This window comes from Streptomyces sp. NPDC049813 (genome assembly GCF_044465085.1).
Classification (GTDB): Bacteria; Actinomycetota; Actinomycetes; order Streptomycetales; family Streptomycetaceae; genus Streptomyces.
Genome location: NZ_JBITLI010000009.1, coordinates 239,930 through 251,679, shown reverse-complemented (window position 1 = coordinate 251,679; position 11,750 = coordinate 239,930). Strand labels below are relative to the sequence as shown.

At 75.2% G+C, this 11,750-nt stretch carries 6 protein-coding genes; 2 read left to right on the top strand and 4 right to left on the bottom strand.

The annotated features are described in order from the left end of the window. Positions 1 to 263: 263 nt before the first annotated feature. On the bottom strand, positions 264 to 1,001 hold the full coding sequence (locus ACIBW6_RS20410; RefSeq protein WP_399061439.1) for a GPP34 family phosphoprotein: 738 nt from the start codon (positions 999 to 1,001) through the stop codon (positions 264 to 266). A gap of 2,074 nt (positions 1,002 to 3,075) precedes the next feature. Here ACIBW6_RS20410 and ACIBW6_RS20405 point away from each other — a divergent pair. Both ACIBW6_RS20405 and ACIBW6_RS20400 read left to right on the top strand, forming a co-directional pair. Further along, the gene (locus ACIBW6_RS20405; RefSeq protein ID WP_399061437.1) at positions 3,076 to 4,611 is read left to right on the top strand and encodes a D-alanyl-D-alanine carboxypeptidase; all 1,536 of its coding nucleotides are present in this window, start codon (positions 3,076 to 3,078) and stop codon (positions 4,609 to 4,611) included. Between the two features lie 136 nt (positions 4,612 to 4,747). After that, positions 4,748 to 6,760: an MFS transporter gene (locus ACIBW6_RS20400; RefSeq protein WP_399061436.1), complete on the top strand. Its 2,013-nt coding sequence runs from the start codon at positions 4,748 to 4,750 to the stop codon at positions 6,758 to 6,760. Positions 6,761 to 6,832: 72 nt separating this feature from the next. On the opposite strand, the gene ACIBW6_RS20395 is transcribed toward ACIBW6_RS20400, so the two are convergent. From ACIBW6_RS20395 to ACIBW6_RS20385, 3 genes are read right to left on the bottom strand one after another with little or no spacing between them, the layout of a single operon-like run. Then, the gene (locus ACIBW6_RS20395) at positions 6,833 to 8,152 is read right to left on the bottom strand and encodes an alpha-glucoside ABC transporter substrate-binding protein (protein ID WP_399061435.1); all 1,320 of its coding nucleotides are present in this window, start codon (positions 8,150 to 8,152) and stop codon (positions 6,833 to 6,835) included. Next, complete coding sequence (locus tag ACIBW6_RS20390) at positions 8,149 to 9,303, bottom strand: hypothetical protein (RefSeq protein ID WP_399061433.1); 1,155 nt, start codon at positions 9,301 to 9,303, stop codon at positions 8,149 to 8,151. Before ACIBW6_RS20390 ends, ACIBW6_RS20395 begins: the two co-directional genes overlap by 4 nt. After that, the gene (locus ACIBW6_RS20385; RefSeq protein ID WP_399061431.1) at positions 9,300 to 11,573 is read right to left on the bottom strand and encodes a tetratricopeptide repeat protein; all 2,274 of its coding nucleotides are present in this window, start codon (positions 11,571 to 11,573) and stop codon (positions 9,300 to 9,302) included. Before ACIBW6_RS20385 ends, ACIBW6_RS20390 begins: the two co-directional genes overlap by 4 nt. Positions 11,574 to 11,750: the final 177 nt, after the last annotated feature.

The following is an 11,750-nucleotide window of genomic DNA, read 5'->3' as shown; positions in this document are numbered from 1 at the left end:
TGGAGGGCGGCCCGCCGCTGGGAAACTCCGGATGTGTGTGCGGGCCCGCCAGCGCAAACGCGACCGCGCGGGGCGATGGCCGGGGCCGTCCTGCGGACCTCCGGATCATCACCCCGCGCGGTACAGCGGCTCCCGGACCGGGTCTTGGGGACTGCGGCGCGGCGCTGTTGCGGGTGGTGCTGTGCGAGCGGTGCGGGTGGTGCGTGCGGTGCCTGCGGTGTAGCGGGTGCGGGTGGTGCTGGCGGTGCGGTCGTGCTGCCGGTCTAGTGGGCCACGGCGCGAGCCATGGAGCCGTGACGCGGCTGCATCGGAACACCCCTGGCGGGCTCCGGTGCTCCCCGGCCCGCCGGGGCGGCGGGCGAGCGGCGCGGCGCGGCGGCCACACCGTTCTGGACGTCCATCACGGCGTGCGCCACGAGGCCGCCCATCGGGTCGTGCCTGATCAGGTCCCGCAGCCGGGAGCGGGACGAGCGTCCCTCATTGCCCGGGTACAGGTGCTTGCCGAGTCCGACCGCGTGGGCCAGCGCGGCGAGCGCCGCGGTCCGGGGGTCCGGCGGGACGCCGGTCCGGATCGCTGAGTCCAGCCGGGACCTGATCTCCCGGCTGATCGCCGTGTCCGTCGCCTGATAGCGAGTCGTCGGCAGTACCCCGCACATCTGGCCCGCCACGGCATGCACCATGCCGCATCGCTCCAGGTGCGAGAGGTAGGTCTGGCGCAGCCCGAGACGCGGCCCGCCAATCCAGTGGACTGCCCGCACGGGAGCGCCACGCCTTCGCAGCAACTCCAACGCGCAGTCCAGAGTCGGATCTCCGGTCGGCCGTGGTGCCACCACGGCGATACGATCCCCGTCTGGGGCTATCCGTCCGGCCAGCGCCAGCTCTACTAGCTGTGCTCCGGCCAGACCTAGGTCGAGCGACTGCGGCTGTGCGGTGGTACCCGTGGTCGGGTCCAGCGCCAGCAGCAGAAGCTCCTCCGGAAGTGTTCTGCGGCTCCTGCCCATCCATGCCTCCCCGCGTGGATGAATGACAGGGTGACCCCTCTCACATTGGTCTGTCGAGAGTGCGTGGTGGCTTTGGGCGGGAACCAGTAGGTATGTCGTTCTCGTCTACCACGAGGGTTAAGCCCCCACACAGGACACTGGTACATGGTTCGGACAGGGTCAGGCAGGGCCAGACAGGCCGGACAGGGCGGACAGGATCGGCCTGTCCGGCGCTAAGTGGTGAGCGGTCGAGGAGGCATCGGTGGCGGGGACCCCGGACAGGTCGGGCGAAGAGCGGAAGACGTCGGGCAGCCCGGCCCCGGACGAACGGGACCCGCGCCTCGCGGTGGCGCGGGAGACCCCGTCGGGCTCGGGTGTGGATCAGGCGACGGCCGTCTTCTCGGTCCGTGACGTCGCGGAGACGGAGAAAGGTTCCGGTTCCGCGGGTGGCTCCGCCTCCACGGAGGAAGCCGGCTCCGCGGAAGGGGCGGGTGCGGCCGGGGCTGCCTCCGCGGAGGAGCCCGGGGACGAGCGGCTGAGGGCCGCCGTGGCGGCGTGGGTCTCCGGGGGGTCTCCCGGGGACGCGGAAGGCGCTGAGGGCGCCGGGAGCGGGTCTGACGCCGGGGGCGCCGAGGGGGCCGAGGGCGTCCAGGGCGTTGGAGCGGCTCCGGGTGGCTCGGCGAGGGCCGCCGGGTCGGTGTCCGGAGACGCCGAGGACGGCGGGCCGGGTGCCGGCGCCGGTGCCGGTGCCGGTGCCGGTGGCGAGGTTGCGGGAGCGAAGTCCGTCGGTGCTGGGGCCGGGTCGGTGCGGCCCGGCGGCAGCGAGGCGGCCGGGTCCGCTGGTGCCGGGGGCGATGAGCCCGCCGGGTCGGGGTCCGGCGCGGCAGAGTCCGCCGAGCCTGCCAAGGGCGCCGCGGCGCAGGTTCCCGGTGGGGCCGAGACCGCCGATGCGGGGAAGGCCGAGCCCAGGGCCGTAGACCCTGAGGACGCCGAGCCTGTCGACGCGGAGCCGACGCCGGCCGAGGGTGCCGAGCCCGCTTCGGCGGCCCCGGCCCATGACGCTGAGCCTGTTACGGCGGCTCCGGCTGAGGGTGCTGAGCCCGTTTCGGCGGCTCCGGCCGAGGGTGCCGAGCCCGCTTCGGCGGCTCCGGCGCGGGACGCTGAGCCTGTTACGGCGGCTCCGGCCGAGGGTGCTGAGCCCGCTTCGGCGGCTCCGGCCGAGGGTGCCGAGCCCGCTTCGGCGGCCCCGGCGCGGGACGCTGAGCCTGTTACGGCGGCTCCGGCCAAGGGTGCCGAGCCCGCTTCGGCGGCTCCGGCCCATGACGCTGAGCCTGTTACGGCGGCTCCGGCTGAGGGTGCTGAGCCCGCTTCGGCGGCTCCGGCGCGGGACGCTGAGTCGGCCCGGATTTCCGAGCCTGCCGATGCCGAGCCGGCGCCCGCCAAGGGTGCCGGGCCCGCGACGGCGGCCCCGGCCGAGGGCGGCGAGCCCGCCAAGGGCGTATCCACCCCGGCCGTCCCGGCCGAGGGTGCTGCTGTGTCCGCCCAGGCTTCCGAGCCTGAGGACGCTGAGCCCGTCGATGCCGAGCCGACCCCTGCCGGGGATGCCGAGCCTGCCAAGGGCGTTTCCGACCCGGCTTCCGAACCCGGCGACGCTGAGCCGACCTCGGCCACGGGTGTCGGGCCTGCGGCGGCGGTTCCGGCCGCGGGTGTCGGGCCTGCCAAGGGCGTTTCCGACCCCGCTTCCGGGCCCGCCGATGCTGAGCCGACCCCGGCCACGGGTGTCGGGCCTGCCACCACCGTCCCGGCCGAGGACGCCGAGCCCAAGGACGCCGAGCCCTCCAAGACGGCCCCCGCCAAGGGCGCCGACCCCAAGGGCACCGAGCCTCCCAAGGCCGCTGACCCCAAGGGCACCGAGGCCCCCAAGGCCGCCGAGCCCAAGGGCGCCGCGCCTTCGAAGGCCGCCCCCGCAAAGGGTGCCCAGCCCTCCGAGGCCGCCCCCGCAAAGGGGGGCCAACCCGCCCCCGCCAAGGGTGCGGAGTCCGTCAAAACCCCTGGTCCCCGGTCCGGGGCGCAAGGGGTTGATCAGCCGACCGCCGTGTTCAAGGCTGTCGCGCCGCCCGTCGATCAGCCGACCACCACCCTGAAGTCGCCCGCCGCTCCGCAGCGGGCCGAGAGCGATGCCGAGCGGACCAGCCGGTTCGTGCCGCTGCGGCAGCTCGACGGGAAGGCCGCGCCGGCGACACCCGGCGGGCCCGCCGCGACCGGTGCGGGCGGTTCCACCGGGGCCGCCGAGCCGGCCGCCCCGGAGCGGACCACGCAGCAGCCGCTGCCCCCGAAGCCGCCGATCGACCTGCTGGCCGAGCTGACCAACACCCCGCCGCCCCCGGAGACCCGGGTCCGCACCACCGTGCGCCGGGTCAAGATCTGGACGCCGCTGGTCCTGCTCCTCATCGTGGTGTTCGCAGTCGTACAGACCGTGCGTCCGCTCCCGGCGCCGACGCTGGACCTCACCGCCCAGGAGACCGTCTCGTTCGAGGGCGGCAAGCCGTCCGTGCCGTGGCCCGGCCAGGGCCAGGCGGCCATGGACGTGAACGGCATCGGCACGTTCGGCATGTCCGGTACGCAGAAGCCCGTACCGATCGCGAGCATCGCCAAGGTCATGACCGTCTACCTGATCCTGCGCGACCACCCGCTGAAGACCGGCGAGAAGGGCCCGAAGATCCCGGTCGACGCGGCCGCGCAGAAGCACTACGAGACCGGAAAGGCCGAGAACGAGTCGGTGGTGAAGGTCACCGAGGGCCAGCAGCTCCCCGAGTACGAGGCGCTGCAGGCGGTCATGCTGCCGTCGGCGAACAACGTGGCCAAACTGCTCGCCCGCTGGGACACCGGCAGCTCCTCGGAGGACCAGTTCGTCGACAAGATGAACAAGACCGCCAAGGAGCTGGGCATGAAGAACACCACCTACACGGACCCCAGCGGCCTGGACAAGACGACCGTCTCCACCGCCGACGACCTGGTCAAGCTCGGCCGGGCCGCGATGGAGAACCCGGTCTTCAAGGAGATCTCCCGCCAGCCCAGCTACGTGGACCTGAACGGCGACAAGCAGAACAACTTCTTCGGGCTCGTCCCCACCGTCGCCATCGGCATCAAGACCGGCACCACCACCGCGGCCGGCGGCAACATCCTCTTCGCCGCGGAGAAGAAGGTCGGCGGGAAGACCCAGACGATCATCGGCGCGGCCCTCGGCCAGTACGGGCGCAACGGCACCGCCAACATCGACGAGGTCACCGGCGTCGTCCAGCGGCTGATCCAGGCGGGGCAGAGCGCGCTCACCGCCAAGACCATCGTGAAGAAGGGCGACGTGGTCGGCGAGGTCGACGACGGCCTGGGCGGCACCACCCCGGTCGTCGCGACCAAGGACGTCTCCGCGGTCGGCTGGTCGGGCCTGACCGTCCGGCTGGCGCTCGACCAGAAGAAGGGCGCGACGATCCCGCACACCGCGAAGGCCGGCACCGAGGTCGGCGTGCTGAGCGTGGGCGACGGCAAGAACGACGCCGTCGAGGTCCCCGTGGCGCTCCAGAAGGACCTCGCCGAGCCGGGCTTCGGCGCGAAGATCAAGCGCGTCGCCTAGGCCGTCCGCGGGAGGCCGGAGCACCGGCCTCCCGTGGCGCCCGGGCGCGGCGCCCGTGCTAGCGTCGCGAGACCGGGGCAGGACCGGGACGTTCCCTCGGTCGCGGACGACGGTACGGGTACGGGGAGTGTCAGCAGTGACCACAGCGGAGCCGACGCGCGCCGACGACGCCGAGCCGGGCGCCGGGCGGGTACGAATACGGCCCCCGGCCGAGCCCCGGACCCCGGGGGACCAGAACCCTGCCGGACCCGGACCCGGACCCGGGAACGGGACCGCGACCGGGACCGGCGACGGGAGCGAGAACGGGACCGGCGACGCGGCCGCGGACGAGCCCCGTACCGGCGACGCGGCCGCGGACGAGCCCCGTTCCGGCGACGCGACCGCGGACGAGCCCCGTACCGGCGATGCCCAGCAGCGCCGCGCCCCCCGATGGGTGGCGCGCGCCGAGCGGCACCCCGTCCTCGTCGCCACCGCCGTCGCCGCCGTCCTGCACGTCATCTGGTTCTTCACTTTCGCGAACAGCGGCGGCGACCTGGCCGCGCAGGACGCCTGGGCCGAGTTCGTCGGCCGGCACCCCGACTCCGCGTACAACCTCGCCTGGTACGGCGGCATGCACCCCGTCTCGTACAGCGTGGTGTCGCCGTACCTGATGTCCGTGCTGGGCGTGCGGACGACGATGATGGTCGCGGGCACCCTCTCCGCCGCCCTGCTGACGCTGCTGCTGATCCGGACCCGGATCGTCGCCAAGCCGCTGTGGCCCGCGCTCGCCGGGGTCTTCGCCCTGCTGTGCAACGCGGCGTCCGGACGCGTCACCTTCGGGCTCGGCATAATGTTCGGCCTCGCGGCGGTCGCCGGGGTCTTCTGCTGGCCGTACCGCTGGCGCTACAAGCGGTGGGCCAAGGCCGCCGTCGCCGCGTCGCTCGCCGGGATCGCGACGGCCTGCTCCCCGGTGGCAGGGCTGTTCGTCGGGCTCGTCGCCGTCGCGCTCTTCCTCCAGAAGCGGCGCCCCGGGGCGTACGCGCTCGGCATCGCGCCGGCCGTCGTGGTCGGCCTCTCGGCGTGGCTCTTCCCGTTCTCCGGCACGCAGCCGATGTCGTTCTGGTCGGCGCTGCTGCCGATGGTCTACGGCGTCCTCCTCTACGTCCTCGCGCCCAGGCAGTGGCTGACGGTCCGGATCACCTCCGCCGTCTACACCCTGTCCGTGCTGCTCGTCTGGCTGATCAGTTCGCAGATCGGCTCCAACATCACGCGCCTGCCGATGCTCTTCGCGGGCGTCGCGCTCCTCGCCGTCCTGCCGTTCACCGTGCCCCGCTCGCGCAAGTGGTACGTCACCGTGATCGCCTTCGCCGGGCTGAACTTCTGGATCGGGTTCAAGTCGGTGGACGACATCGTCCACACCACGCCCGCCGCGTCCTGGGCCCGCGAACTCGCCCCCCTCGTCAACGAACTGCAGGGGGTCAAGGCCGAGCGCGGCCGCGTCGAGGTCGTCCCCGCGCGCTCGCACCGCGAGGCCTCCGCGCTCGCCCCGTACGTGAACCTGGCCCGCGGCTGGACCCGGCAGGCCGACATGAAGCGCAACCCGCTCTTCTACGACGACACCCTGAACTCGGCGAACTACCACGAATGGCTCAAGCGCTGGGCCGTGCACTACGTCGTGCTGCCCAAGGGCGAGCCGGACGGCGACGGCGGCGAACGCGAGCGGGAGCTGGTCCGGCGCGGGCTGCCCTACCTCACGCAGGTGTGGGGCGACGCCAACTGGCAGCTGTTCGCCGTGACCGACCCGACGCCGATGGCCGAGCCGCACGCCGTCGTGGACGCCGCCGAGCAGGCCGAGCTGACGATCGAGGTGACCGAGCCGGGGCCGGTCCTCATCCGGGTGCCGTACTCGCCGTGGCTCGCGGTCGTCGACTCCGACGGCAAGGCGCTGGAGGCCCCGCGGGAGACGGAGGCGTCGAAGCGGGCGCGGGAGCGGGACGAGTCGGCGCCGAAGCGGTACGCCAACGTGCACGGGTGTCTCTTCGAGACGGATGAGGACGACTCCGGGGACAGGTGGACCCGGCTGGTGGCGCCGCGGGCCGGCACGTATCACCTGGCGGCGCCTTACAAGTGGTGGTCCCGGGGGACGCCCTGCCCGGAGGAGCTCCAGTGACCCGGGGCCCGGCTCAGGACACGGGGCTCCGCCCCGGACCCCGCTCCTCAAACGCCGGAGGGGCTTGGTCCGTCAGCGGCAGATGTCCGTCGCCGGGCGGATCGTCGCCGGGGTCGTGGGGGCCGCGATCTGGGTGCGGACCGTCTCCAGCTGCGTGAGCAGTTCCGTCAGTGTCCGCTCCTGCGGGCTGCGGAAGTACGTGAGGACCGCCCGGTAGAACGCGTCGCGCAGCACCGGCGGCATCACGTCGGACGCGTCGAAGCACAGCGTGTTCGTGTCGTCCGTGAGGTAGGTGGCGATCTCCTGCGCCGCCGCGTCGTCCTCGGGCCGCGGGTCCGAGCGGTCGGGGAAGAAGGGCCGCAGGTGCGGCCGGGCCGCCCGGGACCACTGGGCGCGGCCGTCCTCGCTGGTCAGGCGCTTCACCAGCTCCTGCGCGCCCGCACTGTCGGTCAGCACCGCGGCCATGTCGCCCGACACCTCGAACGCCTTCTTGTACGCGGCCGAGCCCCGCAGGAACCGCGCGGCCGGCTCGACCCGGATGTCGTCGCGCGGCGCGTACACGAACCGCACGAACGAGCCCTGGTGCTCGTGCGTGCAGCCGGGCAGCGACCCGCCGAGCAGGCCCCGCGGGTCGCCGGCCGGGGAGCGGGGGTCGGCCGTGCCCCAGAACGACAGGGTCAGGGAGCGTTCCACCGCCGCGTCGGAGCGCGGCCCGCCCGCGGCGAGCAGCTGCGCCCAGGTGGTGAAGGCCCGCCGCACCGCGGGGGACTTCGCCCAGTCGAGCTGCCCCGTCGCCCACTGCGTATAGGTGGCCGGGCCCGCCTGGTGCAGCAGGATGTCCTCGACCCAGTCGGTGCCGGGCCAGCCGGACGTGGCCTGTGCCGCCATGCCGATGCACCACCGTTCGCGGGCGCCCGCGGCCGTCGTCCTGCTCCACATCAGGCTCTTCAGGTCGACCTTGAGCGGCACCCAGTACGTGCGGCGGCGGCCGTCGACCATGAGCGTGGGGGACCAGGGCGGGTAGGCGCGCTCGGCGGTGGACGGATCGAGGGGCTTCAGCTCGTCCCGGGCCGCGTACTCGGTGAGCTCGCCGATGCTGTTGAGGATGGCGACGTCCGGCGGCGCGTCGGCGGCGAGCTGCGCGACGAGGGTCTCGCGCAGGGAGCGGGTGCCCTTGTAGACGTAGCGGTGGCCGGAGCCCTCGGACAGCTCGTGCAGGACGCTCTCGAACGCGGCGCCCTCCGGGCCGGTCCACGGGCCGAGCACGGTGATCTGGGTGCTGCCGCCGCCCGCGCAGCCGCCGCTGAGCGCCGCCAGTCCCACCAGGCAGGCGACCAGCACCCCGTGCAGGGCCCGCCGCGCCCGGCGGCCGCGCCGGGACCCGGCGCTCACGCGGCGCCTCCGGCCCGGCCGACCACCAGGTACTCGCGGCGGTAGGCGTGCAGCGTGCCCGCGAGCACCCCGGCGGCCAGCACGCCCACCGGCAGCACCCAGCCCGCGGCGGCCCCGACGTCCCCGAGCCGGCCCCGGCCCACGGTGCGTTCCATCCGGGCCGTCGCCGGGCGGATCGCCGCCGGGCCCGGCACGGCCCGCGGGTCCCGGTCCAGGGCGACCTCGACGGCGGGCGCCGCCCGGTCCGCGAGGACCTCCGCGTACGGCACCGCGTCGCGCTGCGCGCTCCACGACCGGACGCCGTCGGCGACCGCCCACGGCACCAGGAGCAGCGGCAGCGCGGCGGCCAGCAGCGGCACGCTGACCCGTATCCGCATCCGGCGGTGCAGGAAGACGAGCGTGCGCCACAGGCCCACCGCGAGGAGGGTGAAGGCGGTCAGCGAGACCGCGGCGGCCGCCAGGACGCCGGGGCCGAGGGCGGCGCGCGCGTCGAGGCGGGCGCGCAGCTCGCGTTCGAGGGCGGCGATGCGGTCCACGACGGTCGTGGCGTCGACGCCCCGCGCGGCCCCGCACGGCGGGTACGGCGCGCTGCGGTCGGTCGCGGGTTCGGCGGTGGTCTGCGAGCACAGCATGCTCTGCGCGTACGCGAGCCCGGCCCGGCGCAGCGACGGCTCGGCCACGTTCGTCCTGGCCCAGGCGATCCACTCCTCGTAGCCGTCGATGAGCCCGGAGACGACGTCGAGTTCCTGGCGCTGGGCCGGGCCGAACGCGCCGCCGCGCGAGAGCCGGGCGATGTCCTGGGCGGCGGCGCCGGTACGGGCGGTGTAGCGGGGGCCGAGCCCGGAGAGTTCGACGGCGTGCCCCGCGTCGAGGCTGACCTCGGCCTCCCGCTGGGCGATCCGCAGCGAGATCCGGGCGTCGGCCAGGTCGCCGAGGGCCGGGGCGAGCTGGGTGCGGATGTGGTCCGCGTCGTCGCGGACGTCGGCGTAGGCCCAGCCGAGCGTGGCGAAGGCGACGGCGGTGAGCAGCGGCAGCGCGATCAGCCGGTCGCGCAGGTAGGCGCGGTTGCGGACCCGGCCGGCCGGCGGCCACAGCAGGCGGCCCAGGACGCGGGCCCAGCGGGGCACCGGCGGGCGGGGTGGCCGCCTCACGTCCGCCGTCCCGGCCGGGGGCGGAGCAGGGCGGTCAGCGGTCGGCGCTCGCGGTAGTGGCGCAGGGCCAGCGGGCGCACCAGGTAGGCGCGGTCCAGGAGGCGTTCGACGATCGCGTCGGCGCCCGGCAGCTCCGCCGAGCGGCGCGTCTGGCGCGCGAGGAAGAGGTAGAAGCGGGAGAGGTCCTCGGCGAGCGCCCGCTCCCGGCCGGGGAAGGCGAGCCGTGCTCCCGCGTCGCGTGCCTCACCGTCGCGGGCGGCCGTCTGCCGGGCCAGCCGCCGCAGCCCGTCGGTGGTGACGACGCCGCCCGCCACGAGCTGCTGGGCCGCCTCCCACACCTCGGCCTTCATCCGCACGCGGGCCTGCTCGTCGGTGAGGCCGTGCTCGGTGAAGAGGCGGGCGAGCCGGGTCAGGGCGGCGCCGAGCGGCTCGGTGCCCGCGGCGTACTCGACGGCGATCCGCACGGTCGCGGTGCGGGCGGCGGTGCGGTGCCGGGAGTGCTGGGGCACCGCGTCGAGCGCCTCGGTCGCGGCGGCGCAGGCCCGCGGCCCGCCGAGGGCGAGCCGGGCCCGCGCGGCCCCGAACGCGGCGCTGCCCAGCGACGGATCGCGCAGCCGCACCGCCTCGTAGAGGGTGAGCGCCTCGTGGTGGCGGCCGAGGCGCTCGGCGCAGTGGCCGAGGGCGAGCTTGGGTGCGTACTCGCCGGGGATCGCCCCGTAGACCCGGTCGAAGTGGTCGCGGGCCCCCGCGGCGTCGTCGCGGGCGAGCCCGAGCAGCCCGCGGTGCCAGTCGATACGCCAGTCGCGGCGGGCGCGCTCGGGGCCGAGGGCGTCGGCGGCGCCGCCCAGCTCCTGCTCGGCGAGGAGCAGCCCGGCGTCGTCGGGCTCGGCGCGCAGCGCGACCCGCAGCCGCAGCCGGCAGCGCAGCAGGCGCACCTCGACGGAGTCGTGCCAGCCCGCGGTGGTCTGGAGCAGCGCGGCGGGGTCGGCGTCGGCGAGCCGGCTCAGCTCCTCATGGTGGTCGTCGTGCGGGTCGGGCCGGGGCACCGGCAGGCGGGCCGCGGCGTCGGCGGCGGCCGGCGGCGCGTGCAGCGGGCCCGGCGGGTCCTCGCCGGGCGGCACGGCCCACCGGGGCAGGGCGGGCGCGGTGCCCAGGCCGCCGTCGAGGGCGTACGGCGACTGGAGGAAGAGCGGCGACGGCTCGAAGGTCTCGTCCCGGGTCCGCAACGACCGCAACTCCCGCCACACACCCCGCAGTTGCCCCTCCATCTCGCGGGCGTCGGCGAACCGGTCGGCGGGCGTGGAGCGGGTGGCGCGGCGCAGCACACGGGCCAGCGAGAGCAGGCCGAGGCCGGCGGGGGCGGGGGTGGTGGTCAGCAGCGCGGCGCGGGCCGCGAGCGTGTCGCCGTCCCGGAGCCGGTCGAGCGCGCCGAGCGGCCCGAGGTCGCGGGCGTGCTCGCCGAGCCCGCACAGGGTGCGCAGTGTCTCGCCGAGTCCGAACAGGTCGTCCTGGGGCTCGCTGGCACCGGCCACCTCGTTCGGCCGCAGCCGCACGTTCGGGGCGCGGAACCCGTACGTCGTCAGGCCGGGCGCGCCCGCGGGCCGGATCGAGCCGACGTCCACGACCTTGATGGCGGACCCGTCGTGCATCACGTTCTGCGGCTTCACGTCCCCGTAGACCAGCGGCGGGGAGCCGGGCGGCCGCACGTGCAGGTGGTCGAGGGCGGACAGGACGCGGATGCCGTACGCGAGCACGAACTCGTGGAAGCGGGGCCCGCCGAACCGCTCCGGGGCGAGCCGGGCGAGCGTGCGGACCTCGTCCAGGTTGAGCCCGTCGACGTAGGGCAGGACGAGGAAGTCGCCCACCGTCTCGTGGGTGCCGTAGTTGAAGACGGGGATGATGCCCTCGTGGTTGAGGTCGGCGAACGCCTGCCGCTCCTCCTCCAGCGCGTGCGCGTACAGCCCCGCCTGGCGGGCCCGCAGCGTCTTGACGGCGACCTCGCGGTCGTCGACCTTCTCGTCGCGGGCGAGGTACACGTCCCCCATCCCGCCGAGCCCGAGCCGCCGCACCACCCGGTACTGCCCGGCGAGCAGCTCGCCCGGGGCCAGGCCGGGCCGCTCGTCGTGGGGGTCGGTGCCGACGGGCTCGCGGGGCCGGATCTCCGGCAGCGCCGACACGTCGGGTCCTTCGGCGGGCAGGACGACATCGGCGTCACGCGGCGCGTCCGACGCGGGCATGACGATCAACGGCCCCGAGGAGTCCCCCTCCATGGCGACCCAGAATAGGTGCGGACGGCCGGGATCGGCCCCTGTATGGAGGGGTGGGTTGTGCCGTGGGGGTCGGCGGGGTGTTAGCGGGGTGCCAGCGGGGTGGGCGGGGGTGCCACTCCGCCGGCTCTACGGGGCGCTCCGGGTGCTCCGGGGGTGCTACGGGTGCCCGGGCTGCCT